This window comes from Pseudomonas sp. BGA-UO-ETr-WB11 (assembly GCF_059567785.1).
This window is the reverse complement of record NZ_JCAQOS010000007.1, coordinates 545,985-561,921: the sequence shown is the minus strand read 5'-3', so window position 1 is coordinate 561,921 and position 15,937 is coordinate 545,985. Positions and strand designations below refer to the sequence as shown.

The following is a 15,937-nucleotide window of genomic DNA, read 5'->3' as shown; positions in this document are numbered from 1 at the left end:
CGCTGGCCGATCACAGTTGCGGCAATACCGGGGTGATGACTTGCACGGCAGCGTTCTGCGCGCGGTGACGCATCAGGTGATCAAGCAAGACGATAGCCATCATGGCTTCGGCAATAGGCGTGGCGCGGATACCCACGCACGGGTCGTGACGGCCCTTGGTGATGACGTCCACCGAATTGCCGTGGATATCGATTGAGCGGCCTGGGGTGGTGATACTGGACGTCGGCTTGAGCGCCAGATGCGCGACAATCGGCTGCCCAGAGGAGATACCGCCAAGAATGCCGCCGGCATTGTTGGACAGGAAACCGTCGGGGGTCATCTCGTCACGGTGCTCGGTGCCGCGCTGCGCCACGCTGGCGAAACCAGCGCCGATTTCTACCCCTTTAACCGCGTTGATGCTCATCAGCGCATGGGCCAGCTCGGCATCCAGGCGATCGAAGATAGGCTCGCCCAACCCCGGCATCACGCCCTCGGCAACCACGGTAATCTTCGCCCCGACCGAATCCTGGTCGCGACGCAGCTGGTCCATGTAAGCCTCAAGTTCCGGCACCTTGTCCGGGTCCGGGCTGAAAAATGCGTTGTCTTCCACGCCGTCCCAGCTCTTGAACGGAATCTCGATCGGCCCCAGCTGGCTCATGTAACCGCGCACGCTGATGCCAAAACCGGCCAGCACTTTCTTGGCAATCGCCCCGGCCGCCACGCGCATGGCGGTTTCCCGCGCCGAACTGCGGCCGCCGCCACGGTAATCGCGCAGGCCATATTTATGGTGGTAGGTGTAGTCGGCATGGGCCGGACGGAACAGGTCCTGGATCGCCGAATAGTCCTTGGACTTCTGATCGGTGTTGCGAATCAGCAAACCAATGGCGCAACCGGTGGTCTTGCCCTCAAACACGCCGGCGAGGATTTCCACCTCATCCGCTTCCTGGCGCTGCGTAGTGTGACGGCTGGTACCGGGCTTGCGCCGATCCAGATCGCGCTGCAGGTCGGCCTGCGACAGCTCGATACCCGGCGGGCAACCATCAACAATGGCCACCAGGGCCGGGCCATGGCTTTCGCCGGCGGTGGTAACAGTAAACAGCTTGCCGTAGGTATTGCCAGACATGCAGAGTGCTCCGCGGGGCTGAAACGAGGGGCCGGCAGTATACCTGTGCCGGCTGCGAGGAGCACGTTTGCAGGCGATAGCGGCAGCAGGTTTCAGCGCGGAAAGCCTCTCGAGCCGCCAGCCGAGTGGCCGATATACTAACAATGACGCGCCTATGTCGCGCGCCTGCAAGGAACCTGAACATGACTGATGATCCTGAGCAGCCCAGCCACGAAGAGCAGATCAGCGCCCTGAAGCGCCAGTGGGCCGAGCTGCCCCCGCGGCAATGGCAACTGCTGCGTCTGTCACCGTTGGCGACCGAACGCAGTACCGGTCCGCGACCGCTGCGTTTTGCCGAGCTGGCGCGCCTGGAGCGGCACAGCCCGACCTTGAGCATGCTGCGCCTGACCATCCAACTGCCGGCGCAACTGCTGCACAAGGAACAAAACGTCCTGGAAGTGTGGCTCGACCATCAACAGCGCACCCTGCAGTTTGGCCCTGAGACAGGTTTGCTGATCGAGCCCAATAATCGCGGCTTGGCGCGTTTTCTGCTGGCCCAGGGCATCCTGTGGGCGCAACAACGCTGTGGTCATTACCGGGTGATCGGCGCTGATTTCGCCGCCAAGGACAGCTTCGACGAACAGCAGCGCAGCCGCCGCGACCACATCCTCGAAGCCCTAGGCTTTACCATCAGCTACAGCGATAAACTGCAGATCAAGGGGGGCTTTGGCGCCAACCTGGCCAGCGACCTGATTGGCGAATGGAACCGCGACAAGGTGCAAACCATCGCCCTGCTCGACGCCGGCAAGATTCTCCAGCAGGCCGACCAGACCCTGGCCGAGCAGGCCATCAAACTACGTCAGAAAGAAGAGTTGCTGGCGGCCTACAAGCGTGACGAGGGCGCCCTGCGCTTTACCATCAGCGCTCTGATGCTGCTCTGCCTGTTTCTGACCGCCCTCACCCTGTGGATGATGTTTCGCTAACCCAGCACCCGCTGGCGAAACAGCGCCTGGTGCTCGCGGCACTGGGCGGCAGCCAGCAAAAACACGCCATGACCGCCCTGCTCGAACTCCAGCCAGGTGAAATCCACCTCGGGATAGAGCTCTTCAACGTGCACCTGACTGTTACCCACTTCGACGATAAGAATGCCGCGCTCAGTCAGATGGTCGGCCGCCTCGGCCAGCATGCGCCGCACCAGGTCCAGGCCGTCATCGCCACAGGCCAGGCCTAGCGCCGGCTCGTGCTGGTATTCGGCCGGCATGTCGGCGAAATCCTCGGCATCCACATAGGGTGGATTGGAGACGATCAGGTCGAAGCGCTGCTTGGGCAAACCGCTAAAACCATCGCCCTGGACGCCATACACACGGTCTTCAAGGTTGTGCCGGTGGATATTTTCACTGGCCACTTCCAGCGCATCGAAGGAAATATCCCCCAGCACCACTTCTGCCTCGGGAAAGGCCACAGCGCAGGCGATACCGATACAGCCGGAACCCGTGCACAGGTCAAGAATTCGCGCTGGGGTATGGGGCAACCACGGCTCGAACTGCTGACCAATCAACTCGGCAATGGGCGAACGCGGAATCAGCACCCGCTCATCCACCACAAACGGCATGCCGCAAAACCAGGCCTCACCAAGCAGATAAGCCGTCGGAATGCGGTCCTCAATGCGCTGCTTCAACAAGCCTTGTAGGTAAGTGCGCTCGTCGTCTTCCAGGCGGCAGTCGAGGTAGCTGTCGGCGATTTCCCACGGCAGGTGCAGCGCCCCCAAAACCAACTGGCGCGCTTCATCCCAGGCATTGTCGGTGCCGTGACCGAAGAACAGTTCGCTGGCATGAAAACGGCTGACGGCCCAACGGATATGGTCACGCAGGGTACGCAGGCGGGAATCGGTCACGGCACAGTCCTCCAAAACGGGAGGCGATTTTAGGTGCTAGTGGCCTGTACGGCTAGTTGGTTCACTCAAGTTCGGATGCCTGCGGTTGTGAGGCAACGCAGTATTAGGACTTTAGGCGCCGAATCTGACTAATTGAGCGAGCCACACAGGCCACCCGGGACTGCTGCTGGCGAGTCGCTTGCAATCGGTGTCGCGCGCTCGCCTGAGATCGTCTGACAATCCATGCGGAACCACTTGCCCATCTGCACACTCTGACCTTGGTTAGTCCCGCAGGAACCTGCCATGAAGCGCTCCAACCTCCCCTCCGCCCGCCGCTTTCGCATGCACAGCCAATCGCGCTGGCATTGGCGCCTGGCGTTGCTGCTGGCCGGCCTTGTGGTGTGCCTGGGTGCATTACTGCTATTGGCAGGCGCTGCCAGCCTGCTTGGCCAACCCAGCACGCCCCCGCTTATTGTTGAACCCTTGCCTCTGCTGCTTGGCGGCGGATTGCTGCTGTGCTGTGGCGTGCTCGGCTGGCGCGCCTGCCGGACACGCTTGCGCCGCCGCAGCGACATCAGCCTGCCTCGGCACCTACTGAAGAAATCGCACTAAGTGCAACGAGCCGCACAAGCGCTGAATTTTTTCCGCTTAGCCAGTTAAACTGGCGGCCCGTGGCGGAGCCCTATATGCAAGACGACGACCTCAACCTGTTCAAATCCGCGACTCAGGGCATCAAACCCCTTGTCCACGACCGTGCCGACACCGGCAAAAGCAAAGCCGATCGCCAGTTACTGGCCAAACGCCGACAAGCCGCCACCGTGCGGGTAGACAACGTCACGGTCGACGGTCTGTCCGATCTGTTTGTCATCGACGTCGCCGCCGAGGAAGAACTCTACTGGGCTCGCGACGGCGTGCAGGACGGCCAGATGCGCAAGCTCAAGGCCGGCCAGATCAGCTTCGAAGGCAGCCTCGACCTGCACGGCATGAGCGTGGAGAAAGCCCGAGAAACCCTCTGGGAGTTCCTCGCCGAAGCCGGCAAATTCGAAATCCGTTGCGTACGCGTCACCCACGGCAAAGCCGCGCGCATGGACGGCAAGCGTCCGTTGATCAAAAGCCACGTCAACACCTGGCTGCGCCAGCACCCACTGGTGTTGGGCTTTAGCTCCTGCCTGGGCAAGCACGGTGGCACCGGCGCGCTCTATGTGATGCTCAAACGCACCATGCTCGAAGGCCGCGACGAGTAATCACGCTACCCCTTCACTGGCCACAGGCTGATAGCGCGCTCGGCCAGGGCCGTGATGGTTAGACTCGGATTGACCCCGACATTGGCGGGGATGCTACTGCCATCGATAACAAACAATCCGGCATGGCCAAACACCTGATGACGGGCGTCGATCACTCCCGCCTCAGGCGACGCCGCGATCACCGCGCCGCCCAGCAGGTGCGCCGTTACCGCACGATTACCCAGGCTCTCGGCCAACACATTCAGGCCGTCGCCGCCACTCACCCGAGCAAACGCACGGGCAGCGGCATTGGCCTGGGGCAAGTAGGTGGGTGACGCAGCCCCAACCGCCAGCCGCGAATCCAGGCCGAAAGCGCCCAGGCGCCAGAACCGCCGCCGATAGTCAAAAGCCAGTTCGTTATCGGCCTGCTGCATAACCGTGAGCACCGAGATGCGTTCTTGCCACTGCCGTGCGCCCCAGCGGCGCAGGGTCGTCCAGGGTTGCCCCAGCAAACGCAACAGCACTTTCGCGGCACGCCGCAGTGGCTGCGGATCATCCACCAGAGGGCCCATGTACCAGCGCATAAAGGCATAACTACGCGGGAAGCGGTTCTGCGTGATGTGGGTGCTGGCGTCCGGGTAAAAGTGACTGGAGATGGTCGTGCCGGCGCTGATGTCCACCCCCGGCTTACCGAGAATGCCGACAATCGCCTCGCTGTTGGTGCGCACATGCTGGCCAATTGCTGCGGGCAGCGCCGGCAGCGTGCGATAACGGTCACGGCTGGCGAAGAGAATTTCCAGAGTACCCAGCACCCCGGCGGCCAGAATCACCTGCGGAGCCCGCAACACGACCGCACCCATGCCGCGGCGCTGCAGATGCACGTGATAGTACTCACCCTTGCGACTCAGGTGACTGACGCGTGCTTCGCTGATTACCTGCACACCCAACTGCCGAGCGAGGTGCAGGTAGTTCTTGTCCAGGCTGTTTTTCGCGCCTTGGGCGCAGCCACTGATGCAGTTACCGCAGCGACTGCAGCCTTGGCGCAGCGGTCCCTTACCGGCGAAAAAGGGATCGACAGCGGCGTCAGGTGCGCCAAAGTAAATGCCCTGGGTCACCGGCCCATAACTGTCGGCACGGCCCAGTTGCGCCGCCGTTTGCTGCAGCCAGTCATCCTGCAGGCCGACATAGGGATTGACGCTGGCTCCGAGCATTTGTCGGGCCCGCTGATAATGCGGCGCCAGTTCGCGCTGCCAGTCGCTGTGCAGATCGCGCCAGGCCGGCGCCTGATAAAAACTCGCCTTCGGCTCCAACAGCACTGCGGCATACACCAGACTGCCACCGCCTACGCCAACGCCATGGACCACACCGACATTGGCAAACACCTTCTGTGCCAAAGGCCCGCGCATGCCCAGCGCTGGCGCCCAGAGCAGATGCCGCACGGAGCTGCCAGCACGCTGCAGATCGGCGCTGGTCAAGTCTCGCCCCTGCTCTAACACCGCAACCCGATAGCCCTTCTCGGCCAGACGCAGGGCACTGACGCTGCCGCCAAAGCCGGAACCGATGACGATCACATCGAAGTCGGCGCTCATCGCCCCCGCACCAGCACGAAAGGTAAACCAATCCGGCGCAGCAGCGGCAGATCGACAAAGGTCAGGCACAGGCAGTGCTGTTCATCCAACTGACGTAACTCGTCGCGCACCCAGCGCCACGGCAAGCGCGTCGCGGCGCCGTAGCTCAATGCCGCGCACGGCTTGCCATCCAGCCACGACGGCTGCTCGCCACACGCCATGGGCAAGGCCTCGCGCAGGCCGGCACCGCAGCGCAGCAGGTTGACCGCGGCCTCTGGCGTGCTGAAGCGCTTGCCATACCATCCTGGTAAGCCACTCAGCGCCACGCTTGGCCCCGCACTCAGACGCAACCACCAGGGTCCGACAAAAGCCGCACGCCAAGTGCCCAGCCGCGCTTGTGGCGCCACGGCTGGCAGCTCGGCATAACGTGCATGTAGCTGCGTAAGAGAAAGGGCGTTGAGATCGTCGAGCATGGCCTGCGCCTTATTATTAGAGTAGTTGCTCTAAAGTACCCACTTGCGCGTCAATGAACAGCGCCGACTTCGGTCAAAACTGACGCCAAAGCCGCCAGCACAGCCATATGGCACCCAACATGGCGGTTAAAAATAACGGCGTATCTCTTGCCAGCCTCCGACCTGCCCCCTACCCTGCGCGTCTGCACTGCTTACTGGAAAAGTCATGTCCCTGGAACAGAATTACACCGCCATTCTCGGTCAACTCGGCGAAGACGTCGGTCGCGAAGGCTTGCTCGACACCCCCAAGCGCGCGGCCAAAGCCATGCAGTACCTGTGTCGCGGCTACCAGCAAAGCCTGGAAGAAGTCACCAACGGCGCCCTGTTCAGCTCCGACAACAGCGAGATGGTGCTGGTCAAGAACATCGAGCTGTATTCGCTTTGTGAGCATCACCTGCTGCCCTTCATTGGCAAGGCCCACGTGGCCTACATCCCCAATGGCAAAGTACTCGGGCTGTCGAAGGTCGCGCGGATTGTCGATATGTATGCGCGCCGCCTGCAGATCCAGGAAAACCTCAGCCGACAGATTGCCGAGGCAATCCAGCAAGTCACCGGCGCCCTGGGCGTGGCCGTGGTCATCGAAGCCCAGCACATGTGCATGATGATGCGCGGCGTGGAGAAGCAAAATTCATCGATGGTCACCTCGGTAATGCTCGGTGAGTTCCGCGACAACGCCGCCACTCGCAGCGAGTTTCTCAGCCTAGTGCGTTGAACCTGGCGAAACGAGAAAACCGGCTGCGGCCGGTTTTTTTCTGCCTGCTACCGACCGGCTGTCCAGCCAGCGGCCGGCCGTTCAGGTAAGCTGCGCGCCTTATTGACTACCCAAGGAGCGCACGGCAGTGCTTATCAAGGCGTTACGAATTGGCCTGGGCCAACTGATTATCTTCATCGACTTCATCACCCGTCCGCGCAAAATGCAGCGCAGCCCTGAGGCCCAGGCTGAAGTTAACCAGTCTGCGTCCAACCTGGCCCTGTACCAGTTTCGCGCCTGCCCGTTTTGTGTAAAAACCCGCCGTACTCTGCACAAACTCAATGTGCCGATGACCCTGCGCGATGCCAAGAACGATCCCCAGGCACGCCTGGAGCTTGAACAACAGGGCGGCAAGATTCAGGTCCCATGCCTGCGCATTGAGGAAAACGGCCAGAGCACCTGGCTGTATGAGTCCAAGGCCATTGCCAGCTATCTGCAGCAGCGTTTTGCCTGAAAGACAGCACGCATAAAAAAACCGGCCAATGGCCGGTTTTTTTATGCCGCTACTTCAGTCGAGCATGCCGACATGGCGCGGCTGGCTGGCCACTCGCTCCAGCCAGCCGCGGACCGCAGGATAAGGCGTCAGATCAAAACCACCTTCGTCCGCCACATGGGTGTAGGCATACAGGGCGATGTCGGCAATCGAATAGTGCTCACCCACCAGGTAAGGCGTGCGACTCAGTTGCAGCTCCATGACCTTGAGGGCCTTGTAGCCGCGTACGTGGCATTCCTCGTACTCCTTCTGCCGTTCGGCCGGCAACCCCTGATACAGCTGAATAAAACGCGCTACCGCGACATAGGGCTCGTGGCTGTATTGCTCGAAGAACTGCCACTGCAACACCTGGGTGCGCAGGCGCGGCTCGGTGGGCAGAAACTCGCTGCCGTCGGCGAGAAAATTGAGGATGGCGTTGGACTCCCACAGGCAGGTGCCGTCTTCCAGCTCCAGCACCGGGATCTTGCCGTTGGGGTTTTTGGCCAGGAATGCCTCGCTCTGGGTCTCGCCCTTGAGAATATCCACCGCCACCCATTCATACGGAAGACCAAGCAGCTCCAGCATCAGCTTGATCTTGTAGCAGTTGCCGGAACGGTAATCGCCGTAAACCTTGTACATGAGCCCTCCCCGATCAGTCCGCGTTGGCGGCCTGTGCTTGACGAATAACGGCAGCCAGACGCTTGAGCCCTTCGCTCAGGCGCTCCGGCGCAACATGGCTGAAGTTAAGCCGCAGATAGCCCGGATGCTGGTCCGGGTCGACGAAGAACGGCTCGCCCGGCATAAAGGCGACGTTCTGCGCCAGTGCCGGCGCCAGTAAGGTGCGGGTATCCAGCGGTTGCTTCAGGGTCAGCCAGAAGAACAGCCCGCCTTGAGGGATTTCCCAGTTGGCAATATCGCCAAAGTGCTCGACCAGCGCCGTCTGCATGGCATCACGACGCAGACGATAGAAGTCGCGCAACTCGGCCAGATGACCGCGGTACTGTTCAGTGCCCAGCCACTGCAGGGCCTGCCACTGGCCAATGCGATTGGTGTGCAGGTCGGCCGATTGCTTCAGACGCAACAGGTGCGGATAGAGGTCAGGGGTGGCGATCAAAAAGCCCACGCGCAGGCCTGGCAGCAGGGTTTTCGACACGGTGCCGGTGTAGATCCAACTGGCGGTTTTCAGGCGGGTGACGATCGGCGTGGCCTGGCCGGCATCAAACACCAGCTCGCGGTAAGGTTCATCTTCGATCAGGGTGACGTTGAACTCATCCAGCAAGGCCGCCACGGCATCGCGCTTGGCTTCGCTGTAGCGCACCGCGGAAGGGTTCTGGAAAGTGGGAATCAGGTAGGCGAACGCCGGCTTGTGTTGCTCCAAGCGCGCGCGCAACTCGCCAAGCTCAGGACCATCGGCTTCCTGGGTGACGGTGATGCAATCGGCACCAAACAGCTGGAAAGCCTGCAGGGCGGCCAGATAGGTTGGCGCTTCCAGCAGGACTTCGGTGCCCGGATCGATAAACAGCTTGGAGGCCAGGTCGAGGGTCTGCTGCGAACCGCTGACGATCAGTACCTGACTGGCATCGCATGGCACGCCCAAGGCGCGTGCTTCGGCAGCAATGGCTTCGCGCAGCGCCGGCTCACCTTCGCTCATGCCGTACTGACTCATGCTCGCCGGCATGCCACTCCAGTCCACCTTTGGCAACATGGCTTCGGCAGGCAGGCCGCCGGCGAAGGACATCACTTCCGGGCGCTGGGCCGCGGCAAGGATCTCGCGAATCAAGGAACTTTTCAGGCGGGCAACACGTTCGGAAAAAGCCATGGAAATCACCGGTAGCAAAGGCGCAATAAATTAAGTCAAACTGATTGACCGAAATTACGCCGACCAAGCTAGATACGTCAATATGCTTGACCTGAAAAACAGTGCCACTCAGCAGACTGCCATGGAAGCCTTCTTCCTCGGCTACCAAGCCTTCACCGCCAAGGCCGACGAAATGCTCGCGCGCCGCGGGTTGGGTCGGGTGCATCACCGCATCCTGTTTTTTATCGCCCGTTACCCCGGCCTTAGCGTCAAAGAACTACTCGCAGCCCTGGGCGTGAGCAAACAAGCGCTGAATATCCCGCTGCGGCAATTGATGGAGATGCAGCTGGTACAGAGCGTTACGGCCGCCGATGACAAGCGCAAACGCCTGCTCGGCTTCACCCCGGAAGGCGCCAAGCTGGAGCTGGCCCTGCGCCGCGAGCAGGCCAAGCTGCTGCAGCGAGTGTTCGGCGAAACCGGTGAAGCTGCGGTGCATGGCTGGCTGGCGGTCAATCAGGCGCTGGGCAATACCCGGCCAACCGGCACTAACTGACCCATACAGTTGCCGTTGAGCTAGGCGATACAGTTTCTACTGCTACTAATTCAGCTGAAAACTGTACCGCCCATTGCTTGTTTCGCTGTACCGCGACACCTGCCGACAGGGCCGCTTAGTCTGGGCGCCACTGCCGGAGCCACGCCCATGACCATCCAATTGCTACTCGCCTTTATCACCTTCGCTTTTGTTATGTCGGTCACCCCAGGGCCGAACAATATGATGCTGCTGGCCTCCGGCGTTAACTTCGGCCTACGCCGCAGCCTGCCACACCTGCTGGGGATCAGCCTGGGCTTGATGCTGATGGTATGCGCCATGGGCTTTGGCCTCGGCCAACTGCTCAAGCTGTACCCGCCGCTGTTCAACATCCTGCGCTATGTCGGCGGGGCTTACCTGTTGTACCTGAGCTGGCGGATCGCCACGGCGGCGGCCCCGCAGGTGGACGGCGCTGCAGACGCCAAGCCCTTCGGCCTGCTGCAGGCTGCGGCCTTTCAGTGGGTCAACCCCAAGGCCTGGATCATGGCCGTGGCCGCCATCACCACCTATGCACCGGCGCAGCCGCTGTGGCATCAGGTGTTGCTGATCGCGGGCTTGTTCGCCCTGATAAACTACCCGACCTGTTCGATCTGGGTGCTGGCCGGCAGCCTGCTGCGCCGTACCCTGAATAACCCGCGGCGGCGCCGGCAATTCAATGCTGCGATGGCGGCCCTGCTGGTGTTGTCTCTCTATCCGCTGCTGTTACCCGCCCCGGGAGTTGTTTGATGTCTGCTGCACCTGCCCCGCGTTTACTCGCCGACAGCTCCCTGAGCGCCCTGGTCGCCGGTTTCATCGCCATGCTCACCGGCCATACCAGCGGCCTGGTGCTGATTTTTCAGGCTGGCCAGGCTGCCGGTTTGAGCGATCTGCTGATTGCCTCGTGGATCTGGGCCCTCTCCTTAGGGATGGCGGTGTGCACCATTGGCCTGTCGCTGTACTACCGTGCTCCGATCGTGGTGGCCTGGTCGACGCCGGGCGCTGCCCTGCTGATCAGCAGCCTGCCGGGCGTGAGTTTCAGTGAGGCGATTGGCGCCTACCTGCTGTGCGCCGTGCTGCTGACTCTGGTGGGCCTGACCGGCACCTTTGAGCGCTTGATGCGCCATCTGCCCGCCTCCCTGGCTGCGGCCCTGCTGGCTGGGATTCTGTTCCGCATCGCCAGCGCCATCTTCGGCGCTGCCGAGCAGCAAAGCCTGCTGGTGCTGAGCATGCTGGCCAGCTACCTGATCTTCAAACGCCTGCAACCGCGCTACGCGGTGCTCGCGGCGCTGCTGGTGGGTTGCGGGTTGGCTTATCAGCTGGGCCTGCTCGACCTGTCAGCCGTGCCGCTAAGCGTGGCGCTGCCGCAGTGGACCACGCCAACCTTCACCCTCAACGCCGCCATCAGCATCGGCCTGCCGCTGTTCGTGGTGGCGATGGCCTCGCAGAACATTCCTGGTCTGGCCGTGCTGCGCGCCGATGGCTACAACGTGCCGGCCTCGCCACTGCTCAGCGCAACGGGCATTGCTTCGTTCCTGCTGGCCCCACTGGGCGCCCACGGGGTCAACCTGGCCGCCATCACAGCGGCCATCTGCACCGGTCCGCATGCCCATGAAGACCCACGCAAGCGCTACACCGCGGCGGTGTTCTGTGGGTTGTTCTATGCCCTGGCGGGGCTGTTCGGTGCCAGTTTGGTGGCACTGTTCGCCGCTCTGCCCAGCGCCCTGCTGCTGTCGGTGGCGGCCATCGCCTTGCTGGGTTCGATCGGCAATGGCCTGAGCGTGGCCATGCAAGCGCCCAACGAGCGCGAAGCGGCGCTGCTGACCTTTATGGTCAGCGCCTCGGGAATCAGTTTCTTCGGTATCGGCTCGGCCTTCTGGGGCCTGGTGGCCGGCGTTGTGACCCTGATAATCGTCAACGCCGGCAAGCGTTACTAGGGTCTGTTGACGTTTCAGCGCGAGCTGCGTTGCTGCGAGAAATGGTCCCCGGTTAGGCGCAGAACGCAGGTAATGGTTATTCCCTTGCCCAGTCCTGCAACAACAGCGGGGGCCATTTCTCGCGCAACCCGAAGGGCCGGGCCGGTTTTTGTGCGAGGCGGCGTTACTCGTCGCTTATTTGGAACAACCAAATCACGCTCCTCGTGCCTTGCCTCGCGCAAAAACCGGCTCCGGCGCGGCCGCGATGAAACGTCAACAGACCCTAACGCCGCCTCAGGCGCTGGCGGCGGACAGCTCGCGGCCATGCACGCGATTCACCAGCCAGCCAAATAGCGCGGCGGTGAAGAACATGATGAAGCCATACAGCGCCGCCGGGATGGCCATGGTCGGGTTATTCAGCAACGCCGGGCTCAGCGCCAGGGCTATGGCCAGGGTGCCGTTGTGGATGCCAATCTCCATGCCGATGGCAATCGACTGACGCAGGCTCAGCTTCATCAGGCGCGGCACCCAGTAGCCCACGCCGAGGCTGACCAAGTTGAACACCAGCGCCGCCAGACCGACCTGCGGGGCATAGGTGACCACGGTGTCCCAATCCTTGGCGATGGCCAGGGCAATGATCAGCAGCAGGAACAGGCCCGAAAGAATCTTCACCGGCTTATCCATGCGCGCAGCAAAACCAGGCATCTGACGCTTGATCAGCATGCCAATGGCCACCGGCCCCAGCACAATGGCAAACACCTGCAGCACCTTGCCGAACTGCAACGGCAGCGTCTGATCGGCGGCCATAAAGTGATTCAGCGACAGATTGACGATGATCGGCATGGTCAAGATCGCGATCACCGAGTTCACTGCCGTTAGGGTGATATTCAGTGCCACGTCACCGTGGGCCAGGTGGCTGTAGAGGTTGGCACTGGTACCACCCGGCGAGGCTGCCAGCAGCATCAGGCCTACCGCCAACGCCGGCGCCAGACCAAAGCCCTTGGCAATAAAGAAACACACCACCGGCAAGAGCAGGATCTGGCACACCAACCCCACCAGCACCGGCTTGGGAAACTGCACCACGCGGGCAAAGTCGGCCAGGCTCAGCGACAGGCCAAGGCCGAGCATGATGATGCCCAAGGCCGCGGGGAGGAAAATTATCAGCAGTGGATCGGCTGTCATTGTTGTTATTCCCTTATTTAAGACTGGCTCGATTGTGCAAGGCTCGCCGCCCAGGCACCAGTGGCCTGCGCGGCCAAGTCTGTGCGACTTTGCGGCAAAATATGTAGGCACAAAAAAGGCGCCGTAGCGCCCTTTTCATGCACGGCGCGATTTACATCGCGGTCACGCCACCATCGACGGCCAAAGCCTGACCGGTGGTGAAGGCGGCGGCATCGCTGCACAGGTAGAGCACCGCAGCGGCGATTTCCTCAACCTTGCCGATACGGCCAACCGGGTGCATGGCGATGGCGAACTCGCCCTTCTTCGGATCGGACTCATAGGCGCGGCGGAACATATCGGTGTCGATCACCGCTGGGCACACGGCATTGACCCGCACCTTCTTCTTGGCAAACTCGATGGCGGCCGACTTGGTCAGACCGATCACCGCATGCTTGGAGGCGCTGTAGATACTCATTTTCGGCGCAGCACCGAGACCGGCCACCGAGGCGGTGTTGACGATGGCGCCGCCACCCTGGGCCACCAGCAGCGGCAACTGGTACTTCATGCACAGCCATACGCCTTTGACGTTGACGCCCATGATGGCGTCGAACTCGGCTTCGCTGCCTTCGTTGAGGCGCCCCTTCTCAATTTCGATGCCCGCGTTGTTGAAGGCGTAATCCAAGCGACCGTAGGCCTCGATTACGGTGGTCATCAGCGCCTGCACCTCAGCGTCGCGGCTGACATCGCAGCGCACGAACAGTGCTTCGCCGCCGGCCTGACGGATCAGTTCGACCGTCTGCTCGCCACCCGCCACATCGACGTCAGACACCACCACCTTGAGGCCTTCGCTGGCAAATGCCTGGGCGGTGGCGCGACCGATTCCGTTAGCGGCGCCCGTTACCAGGGCGACCTGACCGGAGAAACTCATGCTCATGACTGTGTCCTTATCTGCAAGTGGATAACTGCGGGCAGTCTAGCCAGTCCCCCGGTGTACCGGCAGCACTATCAGGCGCTCGGTTAGGGCCTTATGCAGCTCACTGATAAAGCCACCGGGTGCTTCATCATTGAGATGGATCAGCGCCCATTTGCCAAGGTGCTGGCGCTTGCTGGAATGGCCGTAGCGGGCTATCACAGTAACTTCCTTGCCTGCGAGTAACTGCCATGTCCGCCCAACTCAACCGCCAATTCCTCCTGGCCCAGCGCCCGCAAGGCCTGCCCAGCCGGGAAACCTTCAGTTATGTAGAAACTAACCTTGGCGAGCCAGGCCCTGGGCAGATTCTGGTGAAGAACGAATACCTGTCCCTGGACCCGGCGATGCGCGGCTGGATGAACGACGCCAAGTCGTATATTCCACCGGTTGGCCTGGGTGAAGTGATGCGCGCCCTCGGTGTCGGCAAGGTGATCGCTTCGCAGAACTCGGCATTTGCCGTCGGTGACTACGTGAACGGCGCCCTGGGTGTGCAGGATTACTTCCTCGGCGAGCCGAAGGGCTTCTACAAGGTTGACCCGAATCGCGCGCCGTTGCCGCTGTATCTGTCGGCACTGGGCATGACCGGCATGACCGCCTATTTCGCCCTGCTCGACGTTGGCCAACCCAAGGCCGGTGAAACCGTGGTGATTTCCGGTGCAGCCGGCGCGGTGGGCAGCATTGCCGGGCAAATCGCCAAGCTCAAGGGTTGCCGCGTGGTCGGCATTGCCGGCGGCGCTGACAAGTGCAAGTTCCTCATTGACGAGCTCGGCTTCGATGGCGCCATCGACTACAAAAGCGAGGATGTGATTGCTGGACTGAAACGTGAATGCCCGAAAGGCGTTGACGTGTACTTCGATAACGTCGGCGGCGACATTCTTGATGCCGTGCTCACCCGCCTGGCCTTCAAGGCGCGGGTGGTGATTTGCGGAGCCATCAGCCAGTACAACAACAAGCAGGCGGTCAAAGGCCCGGCTAACTACCTCAATCTGCTGGTCAACAGCGCACGCATGGAAGGCATGGTGGTGATGACCTACGCCCCGCGCTTTGCCGAGGCAGCGGCGGAAATGGGCGGCTGGCTGGCCAGCGGCAAGCTGAAAAGCAAGGAAGATATCGTCAGCGGCCTGCAGACCTTCCCGGAAACCCTGCTGAAACTGTTCAGCGGCGAGAACTTCGGCAAGCTGGTGCTGAAGGTCGACTGAATCGAGCCTGCGTGTTGCAGTAGGAGCGGCTTTAGCCGCGATACTTTCAAAGTAAACGGCATCGCGGATAAACCCGCTCCTACAGCCGAAAGTCACGTTAACTCAGCAGAAACACCCGGATTGCATCCGGTCTACGCACCTTCCGTGACTTAAGCCAGTTCGGCCAGCACGGCCGCCAACGCTTGCTGTGGGTTAGCGGCCTGGCTGATCGGTCTGCCGATCACCAGATAATCCGAGCCAGCCTGCAACGCCTGACTCGGGGTCAGAATGCGGCGCTGATCGTCCTCAGCACTGCCTGCCGGACGAATTCCCGGCGTCACCAACTGCAACTGCGGGTGCGCCACTTTCAGCACACCGGCCTCTTGCGCCGAACACACCAGACCGTCCATGCCAGCCTGCTGAGCCAGCCCTGCCAGACGCAGAACCTGGGTTTGCGGCTCGATATCCAGGCCAATACCGCTCAAGTCTTCGCGCTCCATGCTGGTCAGCACGGTCACGCCAATCAGCAACGGCTTGGCGCCGTTAAGCTTGTCCAGCTCATTGCGGCAGGCCGCCATCATGCGCAGGCCGCCGGAGCAGTGCACGTTGACCATCCACACGCCCATTTCGGCGGCAGCCTTGACAGCCATGGCCGTGGTATTCGGGATGTCGTGAAATTTGAGGTCGAGGAACACGTCAAAGCCCTTGGCTTGCAGTGCTTCCACAATGGACGGCCCGCAGCGGGTGAACAGCTCTTTGCCGACTTTTACCCGGCACTGTGCCGGATCAAGCTGCACCGCCAGCGCAAGGGCTGCGTCGGCGTTAGGGAAATCGAGGGCAACGATAATAGGGCTCAAGCAGGACATGGC

Annotated in this window: 19 protein-coding genes; 9 read left to right on the top strand and 10 right to left on the bottom strand. The window is 61.7% G+C overall.

Going from position 1 to position 15,937, the window contains the following annotated elements; all coding sequences use genetic code 11:
• Positions 1–10 precede the first annotated feature (10 nt).
• Entirely contained in the window at positions 11–1,102 is a 1,092-nt protein-coding gene (gene aroC, locus AC56DI_RS13405) for a chorismate synthase (RefSeq protein WP_496346590.1), read from the bottom strand.
• A 182-nt stretch (positions 1,103–1,284) separates the two neighbouring features.
• Between aroC and AC56DI_RS13400 the strand changes: the two genes are divergently transcribed.
• The gene (locus tag AC56DI_RS13400) at positions 1,285–2,064 is read left to right on the top strand and encodes a hypothetical protein (RefSeq protein WP_496346589.1); all 780 of its coding nucleotides are present in this window, start codon (positions 1,285–1,287) and stop codon (positions 2,062–2,064) included.
• Here the strand turns inward: AC56DI_RS13400 and prmB are convergent.
• On the bottom strand, positions 2,061–2,975 hold the full coding sequence (prmB, locus tag AC56DI_RS13395) for a 50S ribosomal protein L3 N(5)-glutamine methyltransferase (RefSeq protein WP_496346588.1): 915 nt from the start codon (positions 2,973–2,975) through the stop codon (positions 2,061–2,063). The genes AC56DI_RS13400 and prmB overlap by 4 nt on opposite strands.
• 282 nt (positions 2,976–3,257) lie before the next feature.
• Here prmB and AC56DI_RS13390 point away from each other — a divergent pair, with 282 nt between their 5' ends.
• Together AC56DI_RS13390 and AC56DI_RS13385 are read left to right on the top strand one after the other, a co-directional pair.
• Positions 3,258–3,566 (top strand): hypothetical protein, encoded by a 309-nt coding sequence (locus AC56DI_RS13390; protein WP_496346587.1) that lies wholly within the window; start codon positions 3,258–3,260, stop codon positions 3,564–3,566.
• 74 nt (positions 3,567–3,640) lie between these two features.
• The gene (locus AC56DI_RS13385) at positions 3,641–4,198 is read left to right on the top strand and encodes a Smr/MutS family protein (RefSeq protein ID WP_422587677.1); all 558 of its coding nucleotides are present in this window, start codon (positions 3,641–3,643) and stop codon (positions 4,196–4,198) included.
• Between the two features lie 5 nt (positions 4,199–4,203).
• Here the strand turns inward: AC56DI_RS13385 and AC56DI_RS13380 are convergent, their stop codons facing one another.
• Positions 4,204–5,766, bottom strand: a complete 1,563-nt coding sequence (locus tag AC56DI_RS13380; protein WP_496346586.1) for an FAD-dependent oxidoreductase — start codon at positions 5,764–5,766, stop codon at positions 4,204–4,206.
• Positions 5,763–6,218 (bottom strand): hypothetical protein, encoded by a 456-nt coding sequence (locus AC56DI_RS13375; RefSeq protein WP_496346585.1) that lies wholly within the window; start codon positions 6,216–6,218, stop codon positions 5,763–5,765. Before AC56DI_RS13375 ends, AC56DI_RS13380 begins: the two co-directional genes overlap by 4 nt.
• A 205-nt stretch (positions 6,219–6,423) precedes the next feature.
• Between AC56DI_RS13375 and folE the strand changes: the two genes are divergently transcribed.
• Positions 6,424–6,969: a GTP cyclohydrolase I FolE gene (gene folE / locus AC56DI_RS13370; RefSeq protein ID WP_324520762.1), complete on the top strand. Its 546-nt coding sequence runs from the start codon at positions 6,424–6,426 to the stop codon at positions 6,967–6,969.
• A 127-nt stretch (positions 6,970–7,096) separates the two neighbouring features.
• The gene (locus tag AC56DI_RS13365; RefSeq protein ID WP_496346584.1) at positions 7,097–7,462 is read left to right on the top strand and encodes a glutaredoxin family protein; all 366 of its coding nucleotides are present in this window, start codon (positions 7,097–7,099) and stop codon (positions 7,460–7,462) included.
• Positions 7,463–7,516: 54 nt separating this feature from the next.
• Here the strand turns inward: AC56DI_RS13365 and AC56DI_RS13360 are convergent, their stop codons facing one another.
• Positions 7,517–8,119, bottom strand: a complete 603-nt coding sequence (locus AC56DI_RS13360) for a glutathione S-transferase family protein (protein WP_496346583.1) — start codon at positions 8,117–8,119, stop codon at positions 7,517–7,519.
• A gap of 13 nt (positions 8,120–8,132) precedes the next feature.
• Positions 8,133–9,299 (bottom strand): aminotransferase-like domain-containing protein, encoded by a 1,167-nt coding sequence (locus tag AC56DI_RS13355; protein ID WP_496346582.1) that lies wholly within the window; start codon positions 9,297–9,299, stop codon positions 8,133–8,135.
• 82 nt (positions 9,300–9,381) lie between these two features.
• Here AC56DI_RS13355 and AC56DI_RS13350 point away from each other — a divergent pair, with 82 nt between their 5' ends.
• From AC56DI_RS13350 to AC56DI_RS13340, 3 genes are all read left to right on the top strand, one after another.
• Complete coding sequence (locus tag AC56DI_RS13350) at positions 9,382–9,831, top strand: MarR family winged helix-turn-helix transcriptional regulator (protein WP_324522053.1); 450 nt, start codon at positions 9,382–9,384, stop codon at positions 9,829–9,831.
• A gap of 147 nt (positions 9,832–9,978) precedes the next feature.
• A complete protein-coding gene (locus tag AC56DI_RS13345; protein ID WP_422587683.1) occupies positions 9,979–10,593 on the top strand; it encodes a LysE family translocator in 615 nt (204 codons plus the stop codon).
• Entirely contained in the window at positions 10,593–11,780 is a 1,188-nt protein-coding gene (locus tag AC56DI_RS13340) for a benzoate/H(+) symporter BenE family transporter (RefSeq protein ID WP_496346581.1), read from the top strand. The genes AC56DI_RS13345 and AC56DI_RS13340 overlap by 1 nt, the downstream gene beginning before the upstream one ends.
• Positions 11,781–12,053: 273 nt before the next feature.
• Here the strand turns inward: AC56DI_RS13340 and AC56DI_RS13335 are convergent, their stop codons facing one another.
• The 3 genes from AC56DI_RS13335 to AC56DI_RS13325 all read right to left on the bottom strand — a co-directional run bounded on the left by AC56DI_RS13335 (position 12,054) and on the right by AC56DI_RS13325 (position 14,052).
• Positions 12,054–12,941 carry a bile acid:sodium symporter family protein gene (locus AC56DI_RS13335; protein WP_496346580.1) on the bottom strand — a complete coding sequence of 296 codons (888 nt, stop codon included), beginning with the start codon at positions 12,939–12,941 and terminating at the stop codon, positions 12,054–12,056.
• Positions 12,942–13,092: 151 nt separating this feature from the next.
• Positions 13,093–13,854 carry an SDR family oxidoreductase gene (locus AC56DI_RS13330; protein ID WP_496346579.1) on the bottom strand — a complete coding sequence of 254 codons (762 nt, stop codon included), beginning with the start codon at positions 13,852–13,854 and terminating at the stop codon, positions 13,093–13,095.
• A 39-nt stretch (positions 13,855–13,893) separates the two neighbouring features.
• The gene (locus AC56DI_RS13325) at positions 13,894–14,052 is read right to left on the bottom strand and encodes a hypothetical protein (RefSeq protein WP_496346578.1); all 159 of its coding nucleotides are present in this window, start codon (positions 14,050–14,052) and stop codon (positions 13,894–13,896) included.
• A 29-nt stretch (positions 14,053–14,081) separates the two neighbouring features.
• On the opposite strand from AC56DI_RS13325, the gene AC56DI_RS13320 reads away from it, so the two are divergent.
• On the top strand, positions 14,082–15,089 hold the full coding sequence (locus AC56DI_RS13320) for an NADP-dependent oxidoreductase (protein WP_496346577.1): 1,008 nt from the start codon (positions 14,082–14,084) through the stop codon (positions 15,087–15,089).
• A gap of 149 nt (positions 15,090–15,238) precedes the next feature.
• Here AC56DI_RS13320 and pyrF read toward each other — a convergent pair whose 3' ends face one another.
• Entirely contained in the window at positions 15,239–15,934 is a 696-nt protein-coding gene (gene pyrF / locus AC56DI_RS13315; RefSeq protein ID WP_496346576.1) for an orotidine-5'-phosphate decarboxylase, read from the bottom strand.
• Positions 15,935–15,937 lie beyond the last annotated feature (3 nt).

Bases quoted from the DNA above. Each gene is read 5' to 3' on its own strand.
- aroC (WP_496346590.1), bottom strand. From the start codon at position 1,102: ATGTCTGGCAATACCTACGGCAAGCTGTTTACTGTTACCACCGCCGGC.
- AC56DI_RS13400 (WP_496346589.1), top strand. From the start codon at position 1,285: ATGACTGATGATCCTGAGCAGCCCAGCCACGAAGAGCAGATCAGCGCC.
- AC56DI_RS13390 (WP_496346587.1), top strand. From the start codon at position 3,258: ATGAAGCGCTCCAACCTCCCCTCCGCCCGCCGCTTTCGCATGCACAGC.
- AC56DI_RS13385 (WP_422587677.1), top strand. From the start codon at position 3,641: ATGCAAGACGACGACCTCAACCTGTTCAAATCCGCGACTCAGGGCATC.
- AC56DI_RS13380 (WP_496346586.1), bottom strand. From the start codon at position 5,766: ATGAGCGCCGACTTCGATGTGATCGTCATCGGTTCCGGCTTTGGCGGC.
- AC56DI_RS13375 (WP_496346585.1), bottom strand. From the start codon at position 6,218: ATGCTCGACGATCTCAACGCCCTTTCTCTTACGCAGCTACATGCACGT.
- folE (WP_324520762.1), top strand. From the start codon at position 6,424: ATGTCCCTGGAACAGAATTACACCGCCATTCTCGGTCAACTCGGCGAA.
- AC56DI_RS13360 (WP_496346583.1), bottom strand. From the start codon at position 8,119: ATGTACAAGGTTTACGGCGATTACCGTTCCGGCAACTGCTACAAGATC.
- AC56DI_RS13355 (WP_496346582.1), bottom strand. From the start codon at position 9,299: ATGGCTTTTTCCGAACGTGTTGCCCGCCTGAAAAGTTCCTTGATTCGC.
- AC56DI_RS13350 (WP_324522053.1), top strand. From the start codon at position 9,382: ATGCTTGACCTGAAAAACAGTGCCACTCAGCAGACTGCCATGGAAGCC.
- AC56DI_RS13345 (WP_422587683.1), top strand. From the start codon at position 9,979: ATGACCATCCAATTGCTACTCGCCTTTATCACCTTCGCTTTTGTTATG.
- AC56DI_RS13340 (WP_496346581.1), top strand. From the start codon at position 10,593: ATGTCTGCTGCACCTGCCCCGCGTTTACTCGCCGACAGCTCCCTGAGC.
- AC56DI_RS13335 (WP_496346580.1), bottom strand. From the start codon at position 12,941: ATGACAGCCGATCCACTGCTGATAATTTTCCTCCCCGCGGCCTTGGGC.
- AC56DI_RS13330 (WP_496346579.1), bottom strand. From the start codon at position 13,854: ATGAGCATGAGTTTCTCCGGTCAGGTCGCCCTGGTAACGGGCGCCGCT.
- AC56DI_RS13320 (WP_496346577.1), top strand. From the start codon at position 14,082: ATGTCCGCCCAACTCAACCGCCAATTCCTCCTGGCCCAGCGCCCGCAA.
- pyrF (WP_496346576.1), bottom strand. From the start codon at position 15,934: ATGTCCTGCTTGAGCCCTATTATCGTTGCCCTCGATTTCCCTAACGCC.